This window comes from Acidovorax sp. SUPP1855, assembly GCF_030158955.1.
GTDB lineage: Bacteria > Pseudomonadota > Gammaproteobacteria > Burkholderiales > Burkholderiaceae_C > Paracidovorax.
Map to the genome: position 1 here is coordinate 191,227 of NZ_BQXI01000008.1, position 22,442 is coordinate 213,668.

At 64.9% G+C, this 22,442-nt stretch carries 24 protein-coding genes; 15 read left to right on the plus strand and 9 right to left on the minus strand.

Features of this window, described 5'->3' with window-relative positions; translation table 11 throughout:
* Positions 1–4: 4 nt before the first annotated feature.
* The 8 genes from trbE to AVMA1855_RS09785 are packed head-to-tail and all read left to right on the plus strand — an operon-like array spanning position 5 to position 8,046.
* Complete coding sequence (trbE, locus tag AVMA1855_RS09750) at positions 5–2,434, plus strand: conjugal transfer protein TrbE (RefSeq protein ID WP_284425549.1); 2,430 nt, start codon at positions 5–7, stop codon at positions 2,432–2,434.
* Positions 2,431–3,159, plus strand: coding sequence for a P-type conjugative transfer protein TrbJ (gene trbJ, locus AVMA1855_RS09755; RefSeq protein WP_284425550.1), 729 nt, complete (start codon positions 2,431–2,433; stop codon positions 3,157–3,159). The genes trbE and trbJ overlap by 4 nt, the downstream gene beginning before the upstream one ends.
* Positions 3,160–3,169: 10 nt before the next feature.
* Positions 3,170–3,463, plus strand: coding sequence for an EexN family lipoprotein (locus AVMA1855_RS09760; RefSeq protein ID WP_284425551.1), 294 nt, complete (start codon positions 3,170–3,172; stop codon positions 3,461–3,463).
* The gene (gene trbL, locus AVMA1855_RS09765; RefSeq protein ID WP_284425552.1) at positions 3,460–4,836 is read left to right on the plus strand and encodes a P-type conjugative transfer protein TrbL; all 1,377 of its coding nucleotides are present in this window, start codon (positions 3,460–3,462) and stop codon (positions 4,834–4,836) included. Before AVMA1855_RS09760 ends, trbL begins: the two co-directional genes overlap by 4 nt.
* A 12-nt stretch (positions 4,837–4,848) precedes the next feature.
* Positions 4,849–5,553: a conjugal transfer protein TrbF gene (trbF, locus tag AVMA1855_RS09770; RefSeq protein WP_046977698.1), complete on the plus strand. Its 705-nt coding sequence runs from the start codon at positions 4,849–4,851 to the stop codon at positions 5,551–5,553.
* Entirely contained in the window at positions 5,550–6,536 is a 987-nt protein-coding gene (gene trbG, locus AVMA1855_RS09775; protein ID WP_284425553.1) for a P-type conjugative transfer protein TrbG, read from the plus strand. Before trbF ends, trbG begins: the two co-directional genes overlap by 4 nt.
* A gap of 2 nt (positions 6,537–6,538) precedes the next feature.
* Positions 6,539–7,825 (plus strand): TraB/TrbI/VirB10 family type IV secretion system protein, encoded by a 1,287-nt coding sequence (locus AVMA1855_RS09780; RefSeq protein WP_284425554.1) that lies wholly within the window; start codon positions 6,539–6,541, stop codon positions 7,823–7,825.
* Positions 7,822–8,046, plus strand: coding sequence for a DUF2274 domain-containing protein (locus AVMA1855_RS09785; RefSeq protein ID WP_284425555.1), 225 nt, complete (start codon positions 7,822–7,824; stop codon positions 8,044–8,046). Before AVMA1855_RS09780 ends, AVMA1855_RS09785 begins: the two co-directional genes overlap by 4 nt.
* Here the strand turns inward: AVMA1855_RS09785 and AVMA1855_RS09790 are convergent.
* Positions 8,035–8,991, minus strand: coding sequence for a hypothetical protein (locus AVMA1855_RS09790; protein WP_284425556.1), 957 nt, complete (start codon positions 8,989–8,991; stop codon positions 8,035–8,037). The two genes, AVMA1855_RS09785 and AVMA1855_RS09790, sit on opposite strands and share 12 nt — an antisense overlap.
* Positions 8,992–9,185: 194 nt before the next feature.
* Here AVMA1855_RS09790 and AVMA1855_RS09795 point away from each other — a divergent pair, with 194 nt between their 5' ends.
* The gene (locus tag AVMA1855_RS09795) at positions 9,186–9,572 is read left to right on the plus strand and encodes a helix-turn-helix transcriptional regulator (protein ID WP_284425557.1); all 387 of its coding nucleotides are present in this window, start codon (positions 9,186–9,188) and stop codon (positions 9,570–9,572) included.
* Between the two features lie 9 nt (positions 9,573–9,581).
* Here AVMA1855_RS09795 and AVMA1855_RS09800 read toward each other — a convergent pair whose 3' ends face one another.
* From AVMA1855_RS09800 to guaB, 5 genes are all read right to left on the minus strand, one after another.
* Positions 9,582–10,106 (minus strand): helix-turn-helix transcriptional regulator, encoded by a 525-nt coding sequence (locus AVMA1855_RS09800; protein ID WP_284425558.1) that lies wholly within the window; start codon positions 10,104–10,106, stop codon positions 9,582–9,584.
* Positions 10,107–10,109: 3 nt separating this feature from the next.
* Positions 10,110–10,385 carry a hypothetical protein gene (locus tag AVMA1855_RS09805; RefSeq protein WP_284425559.1) on the minus strand — a complete coding sequence of 92 codons (276 nt, stop codon included), beginning with the start codon at positions 10,383–10,385 and terminating at the stop codon, positions 10,110–10,112.
* 63 nt (positions 10,386–10,448) lie between these two features.
* On the minus strand, positions 10,449–11,705 hold the full coding sequence (locus AVMA1855_RS09810) for a tyrosine-type recombinase/integrase (RefSeq protein WP_284425560.1): 1,257 nt from the start codon (positions 11,703–11,705) through the stop codon (positions 10,449–10,451).
* 301 nt (positions 11,706–12,006) lie between these two features.
* Complete coding sequence (gene guaA, locus AVMA1855_RS09815; RefSeq protein ID WP_284425561.1) at positions 12,007–13,626, minus strand: glutamine-hydrolyzing GMP synthase; 1,620 nt, start codon at positions 13,624–13,626, stop codon at positions 12,007–12,009.
* A gap of 75 nt (positions 13,627–13,701) precedes the next feature.
* Positions 13,702–15,177 carry an IMP dehydrogenase gene (guaB, locus tag AVMA1855_RS09820; protein WP_272552260.1) on the minus strand — a complete coding sequence of 492 codons (1,476 nt, stop codon included), beginning with the start codon at positions 15,175–15,177 and terminating at the stop codon, positions 13,702–13,704.
* 105 nt (positions 15,178–15,282) lie between these two features.
* Between guaB and AVMA1855_RS09825 the strand changes: the two genes are divergently transcribed.
* A complete protein-coding gene (locus tag AVMA1855_RS09825; protein ID WP_284425562.1) occupies positions 15,283–15,798 on the plus strand; it encodes a DUF4124 domain-containing protein in 516 nt (171 codons plus the stop codon).
* 72 nt (positions 15,799–15,870) lie between these two features.
* Here the strand turns inward: AVMA1855_RS09825 and AVMA1855_RS09830 are convergent, their stop codons facing one another.
* On the minus strand, positions 15,871–16,227 hold the full coding sequence (locus tag AVMA1855_RS09830; protein WP_284425563.1) for an RnfH family protein: 357 nt from the start codon (positions 16,225–16,227) through the stop codon (positions 15,871–15,873).
* Positions 16,220–16,660, minus strand: coding sequence for a type II toxin-antitoxin system RatA family toxin (locus tag AVMA1855_RS09835; protein WP_284425564.1), 441 nt, complete (start codon positions 16,658–16,660; stop codon positions 16,220–16,222). The genes AVMA1855_RS09830 and AVMA1855_RS09835 overlap by 8 nt, the downstream gene beginning before the upstream one ends.
* Positions 16,661–16,800: 140 nt before the next feature.
* On the opposite strand from AVMA1855_RS09835, the gene smpB reads away from it, so the two are divergent.
* From smpB to AVMA1855_RS09855, 4 genes are all read left to right on the plus strand, one after another.
* Positions 16,801–17,274, plus strand: a complete 474-nt coding sequence (gene smpB, locus AVMA1855_RS09840; RefSeq protein ID WP_284425565.1) for an SsrA-binding protein SmpB — start codon at positions 16,801–16,803, stop codon at positions 17,272–17,274.
* A gap of 100 nt (positions 17,275–17,374) precedes the next feature.
* The gene (locus tag AVMA1855_RS09845) at positions 17,375–17,758 is read left to right on the plus strand and encodes a COG4315 family predicted lipoprotein (protein ID WP_272568718.1); all 384 of its coding nucleotides are present in this window, start codon (positions 17,375–17,377) and stop codon (positions 17,756–17,758) included.
* Between the two features lie 27 nt (positions 17,759–17,785).
* Positions 17,786–18,301: an RNA polymerase sigma factor gene (locus AVMA1855_RS09850; RefSeq protein ID WP_284412157.1), complete on the plus strand. Its 516-nt coding sequence runs from the start codon at positions 17,786–17,788 to the stop codon at positions 18,299–18,301.
* Positions 18,302–18,308: 7 nt separating this feature from the next.
* A complete protein-coding gene (locus tag AVMA1855_RS09855; protein ID WP_284425566.1) occupies positions 18,309–19,133 on the plus strand; it encodes an anti-sigma factor family protein in 825 nt (274 codons plus the stop codon).
* Between the two features lie 9 nt (positions 19,134–19,142).
* Here the strand turns inward: AVMA1855_RS09855 and AVMA1855_RS09860 are convergent, their stop codons facing one another.
* Positions 19,143–20,246: an enoyl-CoA hydratase/isomerase family protein gene (locus AVMA1855_RS09860; RefSeq protein WP_284425567.1), complete on the minus strand. Its 1,104-nt coding sequence runs from the start codon at positions 20,244–20,246 to the stop codon at positions 19,143–19,145.
* A 238-nt stretch (positions 20,247–20,484) separates the two neighbouring features.
* Between AVMA1855_RS09860 and AVMA1855_RS09865 the strand changes: the two genes are divergently transcribed.
* Complete coding sequence (locus tag AVMA1855_RS09865) at positions 20,485–22,245, plus strand: ABC transporter ATP-binding protein/permease (RefSeq protein ID WP_284425568.1); 1,761 nt, start codon at positions 20,485–20,487, stop codon at positions 22,243–22,245.
* Positions 22,246–22,442: the final 197 nt, after the last annotated feature.

The window sequence follows — 22,442 nt, forward strand, 5'->3', positions numbered from 1 at the left end:
ACCCATGATGAATCTCGCCGAATACCGCCAGCGGCCCGCCCTGCTGGCCGACTGGTTGCCCTGGGTCGGTTTGATTGCGCCAGGCGTCCTGCTCAACAAGGATGGAGCGTTCCAGCGCACGGCCCGCTTTCGTGGGCCGGACCTGGACAGCGCGACACAGGGCGAGTTGATCGCCACGTCCGCGCGGTTGAACAACGCACTGCGCCGACTCGGTTCCGGCTGGGCCTTGTTCGTGGAAGCCGAGCGACGCACGGCTGAGCACTACCCGCAGTCCGACTTTCCCGAACCGCTGTCCTGGCTGGTGGACGAAGAACGCCGGGCATCGTTCGAAGAAGACCATAGCCACTTCGAGAGCAGTTACCACCTGACGCTGGTGTATTTGCCGGCCGAGGAGTCGCGCGCCCGCGCGGCCAAGCTGCTGTACGAGAACACGCCGCAGGGTGGCGTGGACTGGCGGGAACGGTTGACCGCCTTCATCGCGGAGACGGATCGCTTCTTCGATCTGCTCGATGGCGTGATGCCGGAGATCGACTGGCTCGATGACAGCGAGACGTTGACCTATCTGCATGCCACTGTTTCGACCCGCCGCTATCGGGTCGCGATGCCGGAGCATCCGTTTCATCTGGATGCCTTGCTGGCCGACTCTGCCCTGGTCGGCGGGCTGGCGCCCATGCTGGGTGACCAGCATCTTCGCGTGGTGTCCGTGCGCGGATTCCCGACCTCGACCTGGCCGGGACTGCTCGACGATCTGAACCGACTCGGCTTCGCCTACCGCTGGTCCACGCGCTTCCTGTGCATGGACAAGTCCGAAGCCGAGAAGGAGTTGGGCCGCCTGCGTCGCCAATGGTTCGCCAAACGCAAGAACGTCGTCGCGTTGCTGCGCGAGACGATTTTCCAGCAGGAAAGCCCACTGGTCGATACCGACGCCTCGAACAAGGCATCAGATGCGGATGCGGCCCTGCAGGAACTGGGCAGCGATCAAGTCGCCTTTGGCTACGTCACTGCCACGGTGACGGTGTTGGATGCGGACGCTGCCGGAGCCGACGAGAAATTGCGCATGGTGGAGCGCGCCATCCAGGGACGTGGCTTCGTCACGATTCCGGAAACGCTCAACGCCGTGGATGCGTGGCTGTCTTCGACTCCCGGCAACGCCTACGCCAACGTCCGCCAGCCCATCATCTCGACGCTGAACCTGGCGCACCTGATGCCGGTATCGGCGGTGTGGGCCGGGCCGGAGAAGAACGCGCATTTCGATGGGCCGCCACTGATCGTCACGCGCACCGATGGCGCGACGCCGTTCCGGCTGGTGACGCACATCGGCGACGTGGGCCACACGCTGGTGGTCGGGCCGACCGGCATGGGCAAGTCGGTGTTGTTGGCGACGCTGGCGATGCAGTTCCGCCGCTATGCCGGCTCGCGCATCTTCGTCTTCGACATGGGGCGTTCGATGCGCGCCACCATCCTGGGACTCGGCGGTGAGCAATACGACCTCGGGACCGATGGCGATATTGCGTTCCAGCCGCTGGCACGCATCGATCAGGAACGCTACCGCACCTGGGCCGCGGAATGGCTGGAAGGCCGATTGCTGCATGAGGGTGTTGTCGTTGGCCCGGATGAGAAGGTTGCGATCTGGTCGGCGCTCGGCAGCCTGTCCGGTGCGCCAGTGGAGCAGCGCACGCTGACAGGCTTGTCGGTGCTCCTGCAGAGCAATGCGCTGCGCCAGGCCCTGCAGCCCTATGTACTGGGCGGTGCGCACGGCAAATTGCTGGACGCGGATTCGGATCGCCTGGGCACTGGCTCCGTCCAGTGCTTCGAGATGGAAGAGCTGATGCACAGCAAGGCTGCGGTGCTGGCCGTGCTGGGCTATCTGTTCGCGCGCTTCGATGAACGCTTCGACGGTGCGCCCACGCTGTTGATCCTCGACGAAGCCTGGTTGTTCCTGAATGACCCGGTATTCGCCGCGCGCATCCGCCAGTGGTTGAAGACGCTGCGCAAGAAGAACGTCAGCGTGATCTTCGCCACGCAGTCGCTGGCCGACATCCAGAACTCGTCCATCGCTCCAGCCATCGTGGAGAGCTGCGCGAGCCGCATCTTCCTGCCGAACCCGCAGGCGACCGAACCGCAGATCAAGGTGATCTACGAGGGCTTCGGTCTGAACCGTCGCCAGATCGACATCGTGGCCGAGGCGATTCCGAAGCGCGATTACTACTACCAGTCGCGGCTGGGCAACCGGCTGTTCGACCTGGATCTCGGGCCGGTGGCGCTGGCCTTTGCCGGCACTTCGTCGCCGCAGGACCAGCGCGACATCGATGACGTGTCGTCATCTGTTTCTTCCGACTTCGCATCCGCCTGGCTGCGGCATCGCGGCCTCCACTGGGCGGCCGATCTTGTTCCGTCATTTCCATCCATCCCACCACAGGAGCACACGCCATGAAGAAGACCTTGCTTGCCATTGCCGCCGCTGCGTTGATCGGTTGCCTGCCCGTAGCGCACGCGCAGTGGGTCGTGATCGACCCGACCAATCTCACGCAGAACATCATGACCGCCGCACGCACGCTGGAGCAGATCAACAACCAGATACGGCAACTGCAGAACGAAGCGCAGATGCTGATGAACCAAGCGAGGAATCTCACCAGTTTGGACTTCAGCGCGTTGAACGAACTACGCGCCGCGCTGGCCAACACCAATCGCCTGATCCAGGAGGCGCAGGGCCTGGCCTTCGAGGTGTCGCGGATGGACACGGAGTTTCGGCGTCTCTATCCCGAGTCGTACACGGCGGCCATCTCGGGCACGCAGATGGCGCTGGATGCGCGCGAGCGCTGGAAGAATTCGCTGGAGGCGCTGCGCACCGCTACCAAGATGCAAGCGCAAGCGGTGCAGAACTTCGCCTCCGACGAGCGGACGCTGACCGATCTGGTGAATCGGAGCCAGTCGGCCGTCGGCGCATTGCAGGCCACGCAGGCCACCAACCAGCTGCTGGCCCTGCAAGCGCGGCAGTCCATCCAGGCACAGCAACTGCAGATCACCCAGGACCGGGCCGCGGCCGTGGAACAAGCGCGACAGGCGGCCGCCAACGAACGTGCTCGCGAAGTGCGGCGGCGCTTCATCGGTGAGGGCACGCCGTACACGCCCCAGCCCGTGCACTTCTACAACGACTGAGGGCGATGCCATGAACACCGCCCTCGCGATCGTCGCGGCGCTGCTGCTCGCCGCCTGCGGCGAACCGGCACCGAACGCGTCTGTGGATGCGCTGGCGAACGACCCGGTGCGTCTCAAGGTCGTGCGCCAGCACTGCAAGTCCAATCACGCGAAAGCGGACGGAGCGGTGTGCCATGCCGCCGCCGAGGCGTTCCGCAGGCGCTTCTTCGCGGGGACGGGCGGGCCGGACGAGTACCGCACGTTGGCGGACCTGCCGCCGATTCCGCCGAGCTTCGACGAACCCGTCGCGGGGGAGTTGCCATGAACGACGTCGCGATCATCGACCGTTTCCTTCTCGTTTTCTCCACCTACATCGACTCGGGCTTCGGCCTGTTGCGCGGTGAAGTCGCGTTCCTGACCGCGACGTTGGTGGTCATCGACATGACGCTGGCAGGTCTCTTCTGGGCGATGAGCCACGCCAGCGGCAATGGCGACGATGTGATGGCCAAACTGATCAAGAAGGTGCTGTACGTCGGTGCCTTCGCCTACATCATCGGCAACTTCAACCTGCTGGCGGGCATCGTGTTCCGCTCCTTCGCCGGCCTGGGCCTGACAGCCACCGGCTCGATGTTGAGCATGGAGAACTTCCTGCAACCTGGGCGCCTGGCCAAGGTGGGTCTGGATGCCGGCGGGCCGATCTTTCTGCAGATCGACGAGCTGATGGGCTTCCCCGAGGTGTTCGTGAACCTCAACGTCATCACCGTGCTGTTCCTTGCATGGCTGGTGGTGATCCTGACGTTCTTCGTGCTGGCGATCCAGCTTTTCATCACGCTGATCGAGTTCAAGCTGACCACGCTTGCCGGCTTCGTGCTGGTGCCCTTCGCGCTGTGGAACAAGACTTCGTTCCTGGCCGAGAAGGTGCTGGGCAACGTGGTGTCCTCCGGGATCAAGGTGCTGGTGCTGGCGGTGATCGTCGGCATCGGCACCGGACTGTTCTCCGAGTTCCAGACCGTGCCGGACGAACCTTCGATCGATCACGCGCTGGTGGTGATGCTGGCCTCGTTGTCGCTGCTGGGACTGGGAATCTTTGGGCCGGGTATCGCCACGGGGCTGGTGTCTGGAGCGCCGCAGTTGGGCGCGGGTGCGGTAGCCGGTACGGCCTTGGGCGTTGCGGGGACAGCGGCAGCCGTGGGTGCGGCCGCCACCGGTGTTGGTGGCGCTGTCGCGGCGGGCGCACGCATGGCACCAGCCGCAGCAAAGATGGCCGCGAGCGGTGCCCGCTCGATGGCTTCGACCGCCGGCAGCGCGAAGTCCGCCTTTCAAGCCGGTGCCGCAGGTGCCGGCGGCGGACTCAAGGGCGCGGCGGCAGGTTTGGGCAATGTCGCCAAGACCGGCGCGCAGTCGTTCGGGCAGAAGGTGGCCGCTGGCGCCCAGTCGATGAAAGCGCGGGCCGCCGCTGCCATCAAGCCTGACGCCCCCGCTTCCGGTTCGGGCGCAGCCAGCGCCAGCAGCGGCCCGGCCGCTCAAGGCGGTGCCGATGCCGCATCCGCCAATACGCAACAACCCACTTGGGCCAAGCGCCTGCAACGCAAGCAGCAACTGAGTCACGCCGCCACGACCGTCGCCCACACGCTGCGCGGTGGCGACGGCGGTGGCTCGGGCAGCGGTCCCAGCTTGCGCGACGACTCGACTTCCTAAGGAGAACAGCTCATGCGATTCAAACGACCGCAGGTGCGATACGCCGATACGCCGCAACCTGCCACCCCGTATCAATCAGCCGAACAGGTCTGGGACGACCGCATCGGCTCTTCCCGTGTGCAGGCAAAGAACTGGCGGCTGATGGCTTTCGGTTGCCTGGCGCTGGCGTTGCTGATGGCGGGCGGCCTGGTCTGGCGCTCGGCGCAGTCCATCGTGACGCCCTTCGTGGTGGAGGTGGACAACGGCGGGCAGGTGCGCGCTGTCGGTGAAGCCATCACGCCCTACAAGCCCAACGACGCACAGACAGCGCACCATCTGGCTCGCTTCGTCACCCTGGTGCGCTCGCTGTCCATCGACCCCATCGTTGTGCGGCAGAACTGGCTGGATGCCTACGACTACACCACTGACCGCGGCGCGGCCGTACTCAACGACTACGCGCGCACCAACGATCCCTTCGTACGAGTGGGCAAGGAATCGGTGACGGTGCAGGTCACCAGCGTCGTGCGCGCCAGCGATGCGTCGTTCAACGTGCGCTGGACGGAACGTCGCTACGTGAACGGTGCGGCAGCTGGGCTGGAACGGTGGACGGCTGTCGTGTCCATCGTGCTGCAAACGCCGCGCACCGAAGAACGCCTGCGCCGCAACCCACTGGGCATTTATGTCAACGGCTTGTCGTGGAGCCGTGAACTCGACTCAATCGAAGGAGCAAAGCCATGAAAGCGTCTTTACGCATTTACGTTTTTCTGTCCCTGTTGGGTGGCCTTGCGGGCTGCGCCACGCAGGGCAAGCCGCCGCCGGTCATCACGCTGGACGAGCCAGTTGCGGCGCAGGCGCTACCGGAATCGCCCAAGCCGATTGAGGTGGTGGCCGTCCCGCAACCGCTGGCGTTGCCCGCGCAGCTCAAGCCCCTGCCGCTGGAGCCGGAAGCCATCGCCTCCCCAGAGCCGACTGACGAGAAGGTGCGCGTGTCCCGCGCCAATGCGGAGGCGCGCATGGCACCAACCCGCGAGGGATACGTCAATGCGATCCAGGTGTGGCCGTTCACCGATGGCGCGCTGTATCAGGTCTACGCGAGTCCAGGCCGGGTGACGGTGGTATCGCTGCAACCGGGCGAGGAACTGGTGACGGTCGCTGCGGGCGACACCGTGCGCTGGATCGTCGGCGACACGTCCAGCGGCGCCGGGGCCGACTTGCGTGTGAGCGTGTTGGTGAAGCCCACGCGCAGCGGCCTGAAGACCAACCTGGTTATCACGACCAGTCGCCGTACCTACCTGATCGAACTGACCTCGACCGAGAAGGCATGGATGGCGTCGGTGTCCTGGGACTATCCGAAGGACCGCATGCTGGCCTTGCAGCGCCAGGCGCAGGCGGCACAGGTTGCCGCGCCGGTTGATGCCGGCCTGTCATTGGAGAAGATTCGCTTCCGCTATGCGATCAGCGGCAGCAATCCACCATGGAAGCCGCTGCGCGCCTTTGACGACGGCGAGAAGGTCTACATCCAGTTTCCAGGTGGCATCGCGCAGGGCGAACTGCCACCGCTGTTCGTGATCGGCGCACAGGGCGACGGGCAGTTGGTCAACTACCGCTTCCGCTCGCCGTACTACATCGTGGACCGGCTGTTCGGCGCAGCCGAACTGCGCCTCGGCGCGGACAAGGGCGACGTGGTGCGCATCGAGCGCACCGATGGACAGAGGAAATGACCATGAGCCACGACGATGCCGATATTCCGGTGCCGGATGTGCCGCCCAAGGTTCCTCCGGAGAACGTGACGCTGCGCGCCCAGCCACGCCCGGTCACGCGGCTGAACCGCCGCATGCTGGCGATGCTTGCGGGCGGCCTTTCGGTTGCCGTGCTGGGTGCGCTGATGTGGTCGTTGCAACCGCAACGTCGCGGCGGCTCGGAAACGACCGAGTTGTACAACGTCGATCGTGTGTCGCGCTCCGAAGGACTCGACCGATTGCCCGCGGACTATTCCAAGCTGCCGCCGGCGGTGCCGCAGTTGGGTGCGCCGCTGCCGGGTGACCTCGGAGGCCCGATCCACAAAGCCGAGCAACAGGCGCAGGGATACGGCTATCAGCAGACGGGGCATGATTCCGCCGAGGCCGAACGCCTGGCTCGCCTGAAAGAGGCTGAGGAAGCGGCGGCTTCATCGGTGTTCTTCCGCTCGGGTGGAGCGAAGGTGGCCGGTGCGGCATCGGCGCAGGGTACGTCTGCTACCAGCCCGGCCGCGAATGCCGCGTTCGATCCGATGGCTGCTGGCCCGGCCTCCACAGCCGCGCAACCCGCCGACCCTACGGCCGTGCAGAACCGACAGGATCAGAAGGAAGCGTTTTTGAGCAAAGCCGGTTCCACGCAAACACGCAATTCCGGAAACCTTCAAATGCCTGCATCTCCTTACCAGGTGATGGCCGGCGCGGTGATCGCGGCTGCGCTGGTGACAGGCATCAAGTCCGATCTACCGGGCGATGTGATCGCCACAGTGACAGAGCCGGTCTACGACACGGCCACCGGCAAGTTCCTGCTGATACCGCAGGGCGCGCGCCTCATGGGCAAGTACAACAGTCAGGTCAGTTACGGGCAAAGCCGCGTGCAGGTCGTGTGGAATCGGGCCATCCTGCCGGACACGTCCTCCTTCCAGCTCGATAACCTGGTGGGTGCCGATCCAGCCGGCTATGCCGGGCTGGAGGATGGGGTCGATTGGCATTGGGATCGCATCCTTGCTGGCGCCGCCATGACCACGCTGCTGAGCATCGGCGCCGAACTGGCCGCACCGGAGAATCGCCAAGATGGCGATCGCGTCATCATTGCGGGGCGCGATGGCCTGCAGGACACCGTGAACCAAGTTGGTCAAGAGATGACTCGGCGCAATATGAACATCCAGCCGACCTTGACCAGCCGGCCCGGTTTGCCGGTGCGCATCATCGTCAATCGGGATCTGGTGCTGAGGCCGTATCAGCCACTGTTCTTCATCAAAGGGGTACCGCGATGAGCGCGAACAAGCTGCGCCTGGGGCCGCTACCCAAGACGGAGACCGTCAAGCTCACCTTCGCGTGTTCGGCCAGGCTGAAGGCCGATCTGGATCGCTATGCAGCACTGCATGCGCAGGCCTATGGCGAAGCGGTCGATGCGGCGACGCTTATCCCGCACATGCTGGAAGCGTTCATAGCGCGGGATCGGGGGTTCAGAAAACATCCCGTCTCAAGCACCTAGTTCAAGCGTGTGACGCTGCCGGGTATCGACAGGACTTTTGACGTAGCTGGTCCCAGGCTTCCCAAGAATGGCAACCAGCAACCGACAAACCAGCGCTTGCATTTGCAGGGTGACTTTCCCTTGGTCCGCTGCGGGCTGGTTACCTCCGTAAATTGCGAATCCCAGTGGTTGGTCAAAGAACAGCGCCTCGTGGAAGGCGTCATTGCGGACGATCAACAAGACTGCTGCCGCTGTCATCGTGCTGTCCGCCCACTCGGGCACGTGCAAGCCAAATTTCTCGCACATCCATTGGACGCGTTGAGCATGCGGAACCTTTGGTTTCTTCGCCTCCTTGGCGAGGACCAGGCTGAAACAAGCGTCCAGCGCCATGTAAAGGTACTGGAACTGCTCGAAGGGGAGGTTCTGTGGGTATTGCGCCAAGAACAAGGCATGGATAACTGCTGCTACCCGCTTAGGCGCACGTGGCTCGCTGCGCTCCAGTTCCAGGTAGTTCAGTGCCAAGTGGATGGAATCGGCAAGTGTGCAGCGGCTGAGGACGAAATCAACGAGTTCTCCCGGTCTAATGGGCGTCGCATCGAGAAAGCCTGCCTCTGTCGTCGTCAGGCGCATGCCGGTAAAAAAGGACAAGCACCAAACGACGAAATCGATTTCGTCTCGGCTTTCGCTTTTGTGAAGTGTCAGGACATGGGTCTTGGGAAGCCCGAAGACGCGAGCGCTATAGGGCATCGAGCGAATTTCACCGCTCATGAAGTCCTTCTGCTGCTGCGCGCCCGGATAGATCCAATCCTTGAGGACCTTTGGCTCACTCGCAATATCGGCCACGGTACCAACATGGCCGGGAAGCGTCTGGACCGAGAACCGATCGGTTTCCGCGTCAAAAGGCGCTGGGTAGTAGCCGAACTTCACGGAAACCCCGTTGGTTGGCGCATCGATTGGTTGTTCCATCACAGTGCAGGCTGCCTCGCGGTTTTGACGTCGTTGAGCAGTCTAGGCCGACCGTGCTGTTACGGAAGCATCGACAGCTAATTTTTGAGAGGTAGCTTGGATGTCACCCTCCCTGCTTCGCTGCAGCGAGTTGTTCCGATTGCTGCCGATAGCCACCATGGCGCCATACGAACAAAGCTTCTTGAGGACCGTTGATGCTCGCTCGCATTAGTCACACTGCTGCAGATGATGGCGCTGTGCCGCTGAAGGCGCACATGCCCCATCCAGGTACGGATGGCTACGAAGACCTACCGCAGTTTCCGGCCAAATTCCCCCTCCCGTTCCGTCGCACCATTCGCCGTCAGGAGTTGCATCAGATCGTTCCTTTGGCTGAAACGACGATCTATGAAATGGAGCAGCGCGGCGAGTTTCCACGTCGATTCAACCTGACCGCACGCTGCGTTGTATGGGATCTGGAGGAAGTCGAAGCCTGGATTGAGGCTCGCAAGCAAGCCTCTCGGTCCGGTGGTGTCGCTAGGTCGACCGGACCTGACGTCAGACAGCGCAAGCGCCGCCCCGTGCGCGAGGCAACCACTCGGTAGAAACCGGGATCAGGCGATCAACAGCTTCAGCTTTTGCGCCGCTGCCACAGGGAGTCGATGAACCTCCTTGGCCAGATTCACTTCCAACGCCGCACGCGCGGTTTCCAGCATCTTCCGTTCAAGGGCATAGCCGCCCTTCTCTTCCAGCCAGCCCAGCACTTCGGCCAGGTGCCAGATCGAGGCGCTGCCCTCGTGCACCGGTGCAGGAAAGGTAGCGGCATGAGAGAGCATCAGCTTGCGCATCGCCTGACGCGATACGCCCACCAGTTCGGCGACATCGGTCAGGCCAACGAAATCTGGTACGGCCTCCACCAACTTCGCCAGAGGGACGGCACGCTTCACATCGGCCAGCGCACTTCGCACTGCGGCTTGCGCGCTCTCGGCTTCGCGGGTGAACTCCAACGCCATTCGGCCCGGCTGCCCAATGCCTACCAAGGCATCGTCGCAGCCGGCTTCACCCAAACGCTCCACCAGCGCATCGGTATCGCTGTCGTGCTCGGCAAGCTGGTACTTCAAGGTGAAGGTGTATTCCATACGTCATTCCTCGGATGAAGGGTCAACTTCGTTTCGTTGCTTGTGCGTCGTGCAGTTGTCAACGACGCGCTGCAACGCTCGGGCATGGTTGCCAGGGTTCTTCGGCGTGCTCCACACGCTGGTGATGCAGAACTCGCCGCAGCGGCACTCATCGTCGTTGTAGGGGCAGTAGATCCTGCCCCAGGCGTGACTGCCGCCGACCGTGACGCGCCAGCCCTGCGTTTCCGCATGCTTGAGCGCTTCTTCGACTTCCTTCTTCGGATGCGAGGGACGGGCCATTCATGATCTCTAGTATGGGGATGAATCGGCTGGTTGTCAACTGACAACCCGACGCGAAGTGACTTAGACCGATGCACTCAGCACGGGCACGACCGTATTGCTCGGCAACAGCGTGGGCGCGTAGCTACCCCCATCGACCCAGGCATCGACCATATTGGCCCACTCCTGCAGCATGTGGCGCCGCGGCTCGGCGTACTCGGCTTTGTTGTAGATCGAGCGAGATGAACGGCCGTCCTCATGCGCAAGGCACTTCTCGATCCAGTCGCCGTTGAAGCCGACCTCGTTGAGCAGCGTAGAGCCGGTGCGCCGTAGGTCATGCACTGTGAAAGGCTCCAGCGGTAGACCGGCGGCCTTCGCGCGCTCGGACACGATCTGAGTCACGCGGTTGAGCGTCGCCTTGGACATACAGCGGTCGGCGTCGTACCGCGACGGCAGGACGAACTTGGACCCTGCCGCGCAGGTGTGGAGCGCAACGAAGATGTCCATGGCCTGGCGCGACAGATAAACGACGTGCGGATTGCGGCCTTTCATCCGAGCCTTCGGAATCGTCCAGGTCGCATTCTCGAAATCAACCTCGGCCCATGTCGCCTCGATCAATTCGCTCTTTCGTACCAGCGTCAGCAGAATCATGCGCAGCGCCAGGCGAATGGTCGGATACGTGGCCACCGATTCCATCTGTCGATTCATCAGGCGGATCTCCATCGGTGACAGCGCCCGATCCTTGGGCACGAAGGTCGCGATCGAAGCCGCGCCCACGCCGTCGGCTGGGTTGTCCACCTTCTCGCCGTGCAGGATGGCGAAGGCATACACCTGCTTCACGATGTCGCGAACGTGGACGGCTGTGGCGGGCGCGCCGCGGGCCTTCACCTTGTTGCATAAAGCGCGCAGGTCGTCGGAGCTGATTTCGTTGAGTAGCCGGTTCTTGAACGACGGCAGGATGTCCCGATCAACGATGCTCTTGCGCATCGCGCGCGTGCTGTCGGCCATCTTGGCGTCGGCAAGCCATCGGGCAGTCATGTCGCCAAAATTCTTGGCAGCGGTCAGCCGGCGCTTCTCGCGCTGCTTCTCGTGCGCCGGGGACTTGCCCTCGGCAACGGCTTTCTTAGCGTCGAGCAGCTTTTCGCGGGCCATCGCCAGCGAAATGCCGGCCGGCCCGTAACGGCCGATGGTCAGCGTTTCCCGCCGGCCGTTGAGACGGTAATCGTAGCGGAAGGTGACGGTACCGGCGGTCGATACCGTCACGTACATGCCGTCACGGTCGGATGCATTATAAGTCAAAGACTTAGGCTTGAGGTTGCGTAGTGCGGTGTCGGTAAGCATCGAGGTTTTTCCTCCTGTTCATGACGGCTTTTACCGTCAGGGGTCAGGAGACCTGCTGATGCCCGGAAAGCCGCATGAAACAAGCTTTCCAGAGGAGTGATTTACCGTCAAAGACCGATTTGGTCTCGATAGTAAACAAGGAGGTCTCAATCCGGCCTCCGGTTCTGACCGTCACCTCTACCGTCAATCCGCTGCGCTGCCAGGCGATAGTCCCCGATAGCTGCCGTGACATATTTCTTTTTAAATCAACACGTTACGGCGGATTTTCGATTGGTGGCGATAGTCCCCGAAGGACCTGATTTCACTCCCACTCAATCGTCGCTGGCGGCTTGCTGGAGACGTCGTAGGTCACTCGATTGATCCCGCGCACCTCATTGATGATCCGTCCGGACACTTTCTTGAGCAACGCGTAAGGCAGCTCTGCCCAATCCGCAGTCATGAAGTCACTGGTTTGCACGGCGCGCAGGGCCACCACGTAGTCATACGTGCGCCCATCGCCCATGACACCCACGCTTTTCACGGACAGAAATACGGTGAAGGCCTGGCTCGTCAGCTCGTACCAGCTCTTGCCAGTGCCTGGATCGATGAAATTGCGCAGTTCCTGGATGAAGATGTCGTCGGCGCGCCGCAGTAGATCGGCGTATTCCTTCTTCACTTCGCCGAGAATGCGCACGCCCAGGCCCGGCCCGGGGAATGGATGGCGGTACACCATTTCGGGCGGCAGCCCGAGGGCGACGCCCAGTTCGCGCACCTCATCCTTGAACAGATCGCGCAGCGGCTCCAGCAGCTTCAAGCCGAGCTGCTCAGGTAGACCGCCGACGTTGTGGTGGCTCTTGATGGTGACGGCCTTCTTGCTCTTGGCGCCACCCGACTCGATCACATCGGGATAGATCGTGCCTTGCGCGAGGAAGGTGGCACCTTTGTGGCCCTTGTCTCCCGCCTTCAGTTTGGCGGCCTCTTGCTTGAACACCGTCACGAACTCGCCGCCGATGATCTTGCGCTTGGCTTCCGGGTCGTTCACGCCTGCCAGCTTGCCCAGGAACAGATCGCTCGCATCGACGCGAATGACATTCGCATGCAGCTTGCCCTGGAACATCTCCATGACCAAGTCGCCTTCGTTCAAACGCAGCAGGCCGTGGTCCACGAAAACGCAGGTCAGCTGATCGCCGATGGCGCGGTGAATCAGCGCGGCGGCCACCGACGAATCGACCCCACCGGACAGCCCCAGGATGACTTCTTCGTCGCCCACTTGGTCTCGGATTTTCTGGACCGCTTCGGAGATGTAGTCCCCCATGATCCAGTCGGGACGCACGCCGCAGATGCCGAGCACGAAACGCTCCAGCAGCGCCTTGCCCTGCACGGTGTGCGTGACTTCAGGATGAAACTGCACCGCATAGAACTTGCGCTCTTCATCCGCCATCCCGGCGATGGGGCAGCTCTCGGTGCTGGCCATGAGCTTGAAGCCCGGGGGCAGTTCCGTGACCTTGTCGCCATGGCTCATCCACACGTTGAGCATGCCGTGGCCTTCTTCCGTGGTGAAGTCGGCAATGTCGCGCAGCAGCTCCGTGTGGCCCCGTGCACGCACCGCCGCGAAACCGAACTCGCGCTTGTGCCCGCCCTCGACCTTGCCGCCCAGTTGATGGGCCATGGCCTGCATGCCGTAGCAGATGCCCAGGACGGGAACGCCCAGTTCGAACACGGCTTGCGGGGCCTTGTCGGTGGTGTCCTCGTACACGCTGGCATGGCTGCCGGAGAGGATCACCCCTTTGAGCGAACCGTCCTTGGCATATTCGCGGATCCATTCATCCGTGACATCGCAGGGGTGCACTTCGCTGAGCACATGCGCCTCGCGCACACGACGCGCGATGAGTTGGGTGACCTGGGAGCCAAAATCGAGGATGAGGATTTTCTGGTGTTGCATGGCAGGCGTCGGGGGGAGGAAAAAACAAAGGCCCGAACACCGCAAGAAGGGTTCGGGCCTGTGGTGGCGACAAGATCAGTCGGCGCGGTAGTTGGGCGCTTCCTTCGTGATCTGCACATCGTGGACATGGCTTTCGCGGATGCCTGCGGTGGTGATCTCGACGAACTCGGCCTTGTTGTTCATTTCTTCGATCGTGGCGCAACCACAGTAACCCATGGCGGCGCGCACACCGCCCGCCATCTGGAACACGATGGAGACCATCGACCCCTTGTAGGGCACACGGCCTTCAATGCCTTCCGGCACCAGTTTGTCCGCATTGGGGTTGCCCGTGCTGGATTCCTGGAAGTAACGGTCCGCACTGCCCTGCTGCATGGCGCCGATGCTGCCCATCCCGCGGTAGCTTTTATAGCTGCGGCCCTGGAACAGGATGACCTCGCCCGGCGCTTCTTCCGTGCCGGCGAACATGCCGCCCATCATCACGGCGCTGGCGCCGGCCGCCAAGGCCTTGGCGATATCGCCGGAATAACGGATGCCGCCATCGGCGATGAGAGGAACGCCCGTGCCCCGGAGCGCCGTGGCCACGTTGTCGATGGCCATGATCTGCGGCACGCCCACACCCGCCACGATGCGGGTCGTACAGATGGAGCCTGGGCCGATACCGACCTTGACACCATCGGCGCCGGCTTCCACCAAGGCTAACGCGGCAGCGCCCGTGGCAATGTTGCCGCCGATCACGTCGATCTGCGGGTAGTTCTGCTTGACCCAGCGCACCCGGTCGATCACGCCCTTGCTGTGGCCGTGGGCCGTGTCCACCACGATGGCATCGACACCGGCCTTCACCAGCGCTTCGACGCGCTCTTCCGTGCCCTCGCCCACGCCGACAGCCGCGCCGACGCGCAGGCGGCCAGCGGCATCCCGCGCGGCATTGGGAAAGCTGGTCTGCTTGGTGATGTCCTTGACCGTGATCAAGCCCTTGAGCTCGAACGCGTCATTGACCACCAACAGCCGCTCGAGCTTGTGCTTGTTGAGCAAGGCCTTGGCCGCCGCGGGAGAAGTGCCTTCCTTCTCGTTGACCGTGATGAGCTTGTCGCGCGGCGTCATGATTTCATGCACCTTGACGTCGTAGCGCGTTTCAAAGCGCAGGTCGCGCCCCGTCACAATGCCGACGACCTTGCCACCGTCGCACACCGGAAAACCCGAGATGCCCAGTTGCTCCGACAGTTGCGACACCTGCAGCACGGTGTGCTCGGGCGTGATGACGACGGGGTCGCGAACGACACCGGACTCGTACCGCTTGACCTTGGCCACGTGGGCGGCCTGCTCCTGCGGCGTGAGGTTTTTGTGCACGATCCCCATCCCACCCTCTTGCGCGATGGCAATGGCCAGACGCGCTTCGGTAACCGTGTCCATGGCGGCGGACACCAGCGGCAGGTTCAGGGAAATATTGCGGGAGAGTCGCGTCGCGAGGGACGTGTCCTTGGGGAGGACCTGGGAGTACGCTGGCACCAGCAACACATCGTCGAAGGTGAGCGCTTTTCCAAGAAGGCGCATGAGAAAGCTCCAAAAAAAGGATTGTACCTGCGGGCCGTGCGTGCGCTCGCGTTGTGGCTTGGCAACCATGGCGCCAAGGGGCTTCGACCGCTAAACTTGCGTCGCATGAAAACCTCCCAGCTTCTTTTGGCCGCCCTCGCCTGCACGTGGGCCATGGGCGCTGCGGCGCAATGGCAGTGGATCGACAAGGACGGCCGCAAGGTGTACAGCGACCGGCCGCCGCCAGCGGAGATTCCGCAAAAGAGCATTCTCAAGCAGCCCGGCGGCAATGCGATCTCGGCCCGCCCGGTTGCGGTGCCGCCTGCGGCGGATGGGGCGTCTGCCGCCATGGCGGCAGCCAGTGCGCCACGCCCCACCGGGAAAGACAGGGAACTGGAAGAGCGCAAGGCCCAGGCCGACGCGGCGGAGGCCGCGAAGAAGAAGGCCGAAGAGGAGCGCCAGGCCAAGCTGCGGGCCGAAAACTGCGAGCGGGCACGGCAATCCAAGGCAGCGATGACATCCGGCCAATTGTTCAGCCAGACCAATGCACAGGGAGAGCGCGTGTTCATGGACGAGTCCGCCAAGGCCGCGGAGGCCCGCCGCGCCGACAGCGTGATCGCGTCCGAGTGCGCGCCGCGCTGAGCTCAAAACCCGGCTCGTTTACTGGATGACCGCCCGCGCGGGCATCTCTAACACCCCCGTGCCCGCCACCCCTCAGTAGCCGGCCTTCGCACCCGGCCTGCGCTGCGCGAACAGGCCGGTGGACCGGGCCCCCTGGCGGGCGAAACGCTCGCGCCGCGCCACCTTGGGGTCCACCACCAAAGGCCGGTACAGCTCCACCCGGTCACCGTCCTGCAAAACCTGGTCGGGCGCCACCACCCTGCCCCATACGCCGCAGGCGCTGCCGCCCGCATTCAGCCCGCAGGCCTTCAATGCATCGGCCAGGGTGGAGCCCCTGGGCAACGGCAAGACCCGCTCCACGGTCGATCGGGGTGCCGAGGAGTGCACCACGGTGACCGTCAGGCACTCCACCGCCGCCCCAGCAGCGGATGCGTCCGGCTTTTCAGCCATACACCTGCTCGGCGCGCTGGATGAACGCGTCCACCATCGTGCCGGCAATGCGATCGAAAACGGGCCCGACCAAGGCCGCCAGCGCCACGCTGTCGAAACCGTAGTTCAACGTGAGCTCGACCTTGCAGGCGCGTTGCGAGCCATCTCCCACCGGGTGAAAGATCCAGTCGCCGTCCAGCTGGGAGAACGGCCCTTTGACCAGGCGCATCTGAACGCGGCGCCCGGCCTCCTGCGTGTTGCGCGTGACGAATGTCTTGCGCAGCCCGCCCAGCGCGATGCCGACCTCGGCCGTCATGCCTTGCGCGTCCTGGTCCAGCACGGCCGCATGGTCACACCAGGGCAGGAACTCCGGGTACTTGGCCACATCGGTGACGAGGGCGAACATTTCCTCGGGGCTGTACCAGATCAGGACGGACTTGTTGACGTTTTTCATGGATGAAGCAAGGCGCCATGGGCAAAGGGCCGGATGCCCTACGGAGGGCCTGGAGCGCGTGGGCCTAAAATCTTGGAAGCGAGACGACAACGATTGTAGGGAGGGCTTTCATCTCCCGGTTTGCGCCGCACCTATAACCCATGGCCAAAAAACCCGAAACACAGTCCCGCATCGCCGACAACAAAAAGGCAGCCTACAACTACTTCTTCGAGGAACGCTACGAAGCCGGCATGGTGCTGCACGGCTGGGAGGTCAAGGCACTGCGCGAAGGCAAGGTGCAACTGACCGACGGCTACGTGGTGATCCGCGAAGGCGAGCTGTTCCTGATCGGCTGCCAGATCAACGCCCTGAAGACCGCCTCGACCCACGTCAGCCCCGAGGCGGCGCGCACCAAGAAACTGCTGCTGCACCGGCAGGAGATCGACCGCCTGATCAACAATGTCGAGCAAAAGGGGTACACGCTGGTGCCGCTCAACCTGCACTGGAAGGATGGCCTGGTGAAGTGCGATTTCGCGCTGGCCAAGGGCAAGGCGGAGCACGACAAGCGCGACACCATCAAGGACCGCGAAGGCAAGCGCGAGGTCGAGCGCGCGATGAAAAGCCGCCACCGGTAATTTTTTCGGTGGCGCAGGGAATAAAAGCGCATCCTTCGGTGTTCATCCAGGTGCAGGGCCGCATTTCGCGTCGCCCGCACCCGATCGACTGGAGACACCCATGATCCGCATCGCTTCCTCCGTGGCCACCGCCGCCTTTGCACTGGCGCTGGCCGGCTGCTCTTCCATGATGACGGCGCCGGCTGGCGTCCAGGCCAAGGACGGCGCACTGACCGGCCCCAACGGCATGACCCTCTACACCTTCGACCGCGATGCGACGGGCAGCGGCAAATCGGTCTGCAACGGCCCCTGCGCCACCAACTGGCCACCGCTGATGGCCGGCAACGCCACCCCGACCGGCGACTACAGCGTGGTGCGCCGCGATGACGGCAGCAGCCAGCTGGCCTACAAGGGCAAGCCGCTGTACTACTGGGCCAAGGACGCCAAGCCAGGCGATCGCACCGGCGACGGCGTCAACCAGGTCTGGCACACCGCCAAGCCCTGATCCGGGACCGGCCCAGCGCCCGCCCCCATGGACCGGATCGTCGAGCACCTGCCCAGCCTGCGCCGCTATGCGCGGGCCCTGACCGGCAATGCATGGGCCGCGGACGATCTGGTGCAGGACACGCTGGAGCGCGCGTGCCGCAAGTGGCTGCTCTGGCGGTCGGGCAGCGATCTGCGGGCCTGGCTCTTCACCCTGATGCACCACCTGTACCTGAACCAGCAGCGCTCGGCTTCGGCCCTGCCGCTGCTGGACATCGAGGCCGTGCAGGACAGCCTTCAGGCCCCCGCACCCGCATCGGACGACGCCATCGACCTCGATCGCTGCCTGCAGCGCCTGCCCCCCGACCAGCGCGCGGTGCTGCTGCTGGTCACGCTCGAAGACATGGACTACGCGCAGACAGCCCGCGTGCTGCAGATCCCCGTCGGCACGGTGATGTCGCGCCTGTCCCGCGCCCGGGCACGGCTGCGCGAGCTGATGCACGCGCCCGCCACGGCGCGCCCGGCGCCCGGTGACGCCCCGCCCGCGCTGCGCCGCATGAAGTGAGGACCCCATGGCCTCCCACGACGACCCCCCCATTTCCGAGGACGCATTGCACGCCCTGACCGACGGACGGCTTTCGGCCGCGCAGGCCGAGGCCCTGCGCGCCCGCCTCGCCCGCGATGCCGAGACCCAGGCCACCGCAGCGGCCTGGCAGGCCCAGCGCGCGCAATTGCAGGCCCTGCACGCCGCCTGGGACGCGGCCCCGGTGCCAGACAGCCTGCAGCGCGCGGCCGGCCGCCTGGAGGCCGTGCGGGAGCGAGAGGCCCGCTGGTGGCGCCTGGGCGGAATGGCCGCCTCGCTGCTCCTCGCCTTCGGTCTGGGCTGGACCGTGCACGGGCAATGGCCCACCGACCACCGCGCCCAGGCCGCCGGCCGCATGGCCGATGCCGCACCTGCCGTCGCCCGCCGATTCGCCCAACAGGCCGCCGTGGCGCACGCGGTGTACCAGCCGGAGCAGCGTCACCCCGTGGAGGTGGCCGCCGCCCAGCAGGAGCATCTGGTGCAGTGGCTGTCCAAGCGGCTCGGGCGGCCGCTCAGGATTCCCGTGCTGGCGGCCCAGGGGTACGAGCTGGTGGGCGGGCGGCTGCTGCCGGGTGACACGGGCGCACGGGCCCAGTTCATGTACCAGAACGCCGCCGGAGAGCGCGTCACCCTGTACCTCGGCGCCTTGGCGGCGGGCCAGCCCGGTGCGGCCGACACGGCCTTCCGCTTCGATGCGGACGGCCCGGTGCCCTGCTTTTACTGGACGGATGGCGGCTTCGGCTACGCGCTCAGCGGCGCCCTGCCGCGCGCCGCCCTGCTGGGGCTGGCGACGGCGGTGCATCCGCAGTTGTGATGGCCGCGCTCAGCGCAGCGCGGCCAGCGGGTGGGCATGGGCCGGCCACGGGCTCTCGAAGAACGGAGCCACCATCTCCGGCGTCACGTCCTCGATGCGCGCCGGGCTCCAGCGCGGGGTGTGGTCCTTGTCCACCGCCAGGGCCCGGATGCCTTCGACCGTTTCGCTCTGGCCGGGGCGCAAGAAAAAGCAGTGGCGCACCATGTCGCGCTCCATGCGCAGATCGGCGGCCAGGTCCATGCCGCGGGCGCGGCGGATCTGCTCCAGCACCACGTGCAGCATGAGCGGCGAGCGCTTGCGCAAGGTGGCTGCCGTGGTGAGGGCCCAGTCGGTGCCGGCGGCCTCCAGCGCGGCCACGATGGCCTGGACGCTGTCCAACGCGAAATATCGATCGATTTCGGCCGATGCCTTAGTATTCATTGCCTCTTTTGCTACAAATTTAGTAGCAATCGACGCCTGCACCGCCGCTGCGTCGGTGAAGGACTCCGTGCCCAGCGCATCCCAGACCGCCGCCTGCCGATCGGACGGCAGGCATCCGTCGGCCAGGCCCAGCGCCACCGCATCGCCTGCGCCGATGGTGTCGCCCGTCAGGCCCAGCCATTCGCCGGCGTGTCCCGGGCAACGCGACAGGAAGTAGCCGCCCCCCACGTCCGGAAACAGGCCGATGGCCGTCTCGGGCATGGCCATCTTCGTGCGCTCGGTCACGATGCGCAGGCTGGCCCCCTGGCTGATGCCCATACCGCCGCCCATCACGATGCCGTCCATGAACGCGATATAGGGCTTGCCGTAGTGGTGGATCAGGTGGTTGAGCGCGTATTCCTCGGTGAAGAAGTCCTCCAGCCTCGGATCGCCCTGGCTGCCCGCCTGGTGCAGAAAGCGGATGTCGCCGCCCGCGCAGAAGGCGCCGAACGGGCCTTCCTTGTTGCTGCCGCGAATGGCCACCGCCAGGATGCGCTCGTCGTCCTGCCATGCCAGCAGGGTCTCCATGAGCGCGCGCACCATGCCCAGCGACAGCGCATTCAGTGCCCGGGGGCGGTTGAGGGTGATGAACCCCACCTGCCCGCGCACTTGGGCCAAAACCTCTGCGGCCGCTGCCGTCGTCGTCTCCGTCATCGCTGTTCCTTTTTTCAATCGGTTCACGGTCTGAAAGGCCCGCTCGCACGCTGGCGGCCGGCCCGGGCGGAATCTTAGGGCCTGTGGCCCGCGGCGAATGTCAGGCGGTGGACAGGTGCCGGCACCTCGCACGCAACAAAGCACGCAGCGATGCACGGGAGCGCGTTTAAGGCCCGGCTAAGCCAGCCGCCCGGCGCGCGCGGCACACTGGCCATCCCCCACAACGATCGCGCCCTCGATGCCCCATCCCCCGCTTGCCAAGACGTCCGCCTGGTCGCTGATCCGCCCCTACTGGTTCTCGCAGGAGCGCTGGCCCGCGCGGGGCCTGCTGGCACTGATCGTGGCGATGAACCTGGGCATCGTGTACATCAACGTGCGCATCAACGCCTGGAGCGCGGATTTCTTCAACGCCCTGGAGGCGCGGGACACGGCCCGTTTCGGGCCCCTGCTGCTGCTGTTCACCGGGCTGGCGCTGGCCTACATCGTCCTGGCCGTGTATGCGCTGTACTTCAAGCAGATGCTGGGCTTTCGCTGGCGCCGGTGGCTCACGACCGACTACCTGCAGCGGTGGCTGCACGGCAACGCGTTCTACCGCATCGAGCGCGACCGGCTGGCCGACAACCCGGACCAGCGCATCGCCGATGACCTCAGCAGCCTGGCGACCACCACCCTCGCGCTGACGCTGGACCTGCTGTCCACGGTGGTCACCCTCGGTTCGTTCGTTGTGATCCTCTGGTCGGTGGGCGGGCCGCTGCTGGTGCATGTGGCGGGCTACAGCGCCACCATTCCGGGCTACATGGTCTGGGCCGCTGCGGCCTATGCCCTGGTGGGCTCGGTCGCCATGCAGGCCTTCGGCCACCGCCTCGTGGCCGTGAACTACCGCCAGCAGCAGGTGGAGGCGCACTTCCGCTTCGGCCTGGTGCGGGTACGCGAAAACGCGGAGCCCATTGCGCTGTACGACGGCGCACGGGCCGAAGCCGCCCACTCCGCCACCCTGTTCGGCCGCATCCAGGACAACTGGCGGATGGTGATGCGCTACACCAAGCGCCTCACGCTGGTGAACTCGCTGTATGCGCAGGTGGCCGTGGTGCTGCCGCTCGCGCTGGCGGCGCCGCGGTACTTCGCGGGCGCCTACAGCTTCGGGGTCCTGATGCAGATCAGCCGGGCCTTCGACACGGTGAGCGGAGCGATGTCCTGGTTCATCAACAGCTACGGCACGCTGGCGGAATGGCGCGCCACGGTGAACCGGCTGGCCGAGTTGCGCGACGTGCTCGCCACCGTGCCTGCCGCGCCGTCCGAAGGAATCCAGTGGCGAGCCGGGGACGGCTCCGTGCTGGCGACGCACGGCCTGCAACTGGCCCTGCCCGGCGGCGCCACGCTGCTTCGCGTGCCCGACCTGCGCATCGCACCCGGCGAGCGCTGGCTGCTGCGGGGCCCCTCCGGTGCGGGCAAGAGCACCCTGCTGCGCGCGCTGGCAGGCTTGTGGGACTTCGGCAGCGGCACCATCGAGCGGCCGCGCGCGCGGATGCTCTTCGTGCCGCAGCGCAGCTACCTGCCGATGGGGAGCCTGGCCGATGCGCTCGCCTACCCGGACACGGCCGGCGAACACACCGAAGCGCAGGTGCGCGAGGCACTGCAGGCGGTGGGGCTTGCGCCGTTCAGCGGCCTGCTCGGCGAGGTCGCGCCCTGGGCCCAGCGCCTGTCGCCCGGCGAGCAGCAGCGCCTGGCCTTCGCGCGCGTGCTGCTGCAGCAACCCGAATGGGTGCTGCTGGACGAGGCCACCAGCGCACTGGACCCGGCGGCCGAGCGCATGCTCTACACGCTGCTGGCCGAGCGCCTGCCTGCCGCCACGGTCATCAGCGTGGGCCACCGGGACGCTCTGGCCGACTTCCATGCGCGCGAATGCGTGCTGGCGCCGAGCCACGCACCGCAGGCGATCGCCACCTCTACCCTGCCCGGGCAAGGCGCCCCAGCCGGGGAGACCGCCCTGCCTGCCTGAGCCCTGGGGCACCGCAGGAAGAGCAACGAGAAGAAGAAAAAGGCACCTTGCGGTGCCTTTCTCGAAGCCAGTGACCCGTCCTGAATGAGGTTGACACCTTTCTGTTCATCAGAAAGGAAAGTCAAGTGGATCAATGGGTTAAGAGAACGCAGAAGGACTACACACTGGCCTTTAAGCTGGCGGTGGTGGATCAGGTA

Excerpts from the sequence above, each read along its gene's own strand:
- AVMA1855_RS09830 (WP_284425563.1), bottom strand. The coding sequence starts at position 16,227 with ATGGCTGAAAAGCCGGACGCATCCGCTGCTGGGGCGGCGGTGGAGTGC.
- guaA (WP_284425561.1), bottom strand. The coding sequence starts at position 13,626 with ATGCAACACCAGAAAATCCTCATCCTCGATTTTGGCTCCCAGGTCACC.
- AVMA1855_RS09780 (WP_284425554.1), top strand. The coding sequence starts at position 6,539 with ATGAGCCACGACGATGCCGATATTCCGGTGCCGGATGTGCCGCCCAAG.
- AVMA1855_RS09835 (WP_284425564.1), bottom strand. The coding sequence starts at position 16,660 with ATGAAAAACGTCAACAAGTCCGTCCTGATCTGGTACAGCCCCGAGGAA.
- trbJ (WP_284425550.1), top strand. The coding sequence starts at position 2,431 with ATGAAGAAGACCTTGCTTGCCATTGCCGCCGCTGCGTTGATCGGTTGC.
- guaB (WP_272552260.1), bottom strand. The coding sequence starts at position 15,177 with ATGCGCCTTCTTGGAAAAGCGCTCACCTTCGACGATGTGTTGCTGGTG.
- trbL (WP_284425552.1), top strand. The coding sequence starts at position 3,460 with ATGAACGACGTCGCGATCATCGACCGTTTCCTTCTCGTTTTCTCCACC.
- trbF (WP_046977698.1), top strand. The coding sequence starts at position 4,849 with ATGCGATTCAAACGACCGCAGGTGCGATACGCCGATACGCCGCAACCT.
- AVMA1855_RS09855 (WP_284425566.1), top strand. The coding sequence starts at position 18,309 with ATGGCCTCCCACGACGACCCCCCCATTTCCGAGGACGCATTGCACGCC.
- AVMA1855_RS09785 (WP_284425555.1), top strand. The coding sequence starts at position 7,822 with ATGAGCGCGAACAAGCTGCGCCTGGGGCCGCTACCCAAGACGGAGACC.
- AVMA1855_RS09850 (WP_284412157.1), top strand. The coding sequence starts at position 17,786 with ATGGACCGGATCGTCGAGCACCTGCCCAGCCTGCGCCGCTATGCGCGG.
- smpB (WP_284425565.1), top strand. The coding sequence starts at position 16,801 with ATGGCCAAAAAACCCGAAACACAGTCCCGCATCGCCGACAACAAAAAG.
- AVMA1855_RS09790 (WP_284425556.1), bottom strand. The coding sequence starts at position 8,991 with ATGGAACAACCAATCGATGCGCCAACCAACGGGGTTTCCGTGAAGTTC.
- AVMA1855_RS09860 (WP_284425567.1), bottom strand. The coding sequence starts at position 20,246 with ATGACGGAGACGACGACGGCAGCGGCCGCAGAGGTTTTGGCCCAAGTG.
- trbG (WP_284425553.1), top strand. The coding sequence starts at position 5,550 with ATGAAAGCGTCTTTACGCATTTACGTTTTTCTGTCCCTGTTGGGTGGC.
- AVMA1855_RS09865 (WP_284425568.1), top strand. The coding sequence starts at position 20,485 with ATGCCCCATCCCCCGCTTGCCAAGACGTCCGCCTGGTCGCTGATCCGC.
- AVMA1855_RS09805 (WP_284425559.1), bottom strand. The coding sequence starts at position 10,385 with ATGGCCCGTCCCTCGCATCCGAAGAAGGAAGTCGAAGAAGCGCTCAAG.
- AVMA1855_RS09825 (WP_284425562.1), top strand. The coding sequence starts at position 15,283 with ATGAAAACCTCCCAGCTTCTTTTGGCCGCCCTCGCCTGCACGTGGGCC.
- AVMA1855_RS09795 (WP_284425557.1), top strand. The coding sequence starts at position 9,186 with ATGCTCGCTCGCATTAGTCACACTGCTGCAGATGATGGCGCTGTGCCG.
- AVMA1855_RS09810 (WP_284425560.1), bottom strand. The coding sequence starts at position 11,705 with ATGCTTACCGACACCGCACTACGCAACCTCAAGCCTAAGTCTTTGACT.
- AVMA1855_RS09845 (WP_272568718.1), top strand. The coding sequence starts at position 17,375 with ATGATCCGCATCGCTTCCTCCGTGGCCACCGCCGCCTTTGCACTGGCG.
- trbE (WP_284425549.1), top strand. The coding sequence starts at position 5 with ATGATGAATCTCGCCGAATACCGCCAGCGGCCCGCCCTGCTGGCCGAC.
- AVMA1855_RS09760 (WP_284425551.1), top strand. The coding sequence starts at position 3,170 with ATGAACACCGCCCTCGCGATCGTCGCGGCGCTGCTGCTCGCCGCCTGC.
- AVMA1855_RS09800 (WP_284425558.1), bottom strand. The coding sequence starts at position 10,106 with ATGGAATACACCTTCACCTTGAAGTACCAGCTTGCCGAGCACGACAGC.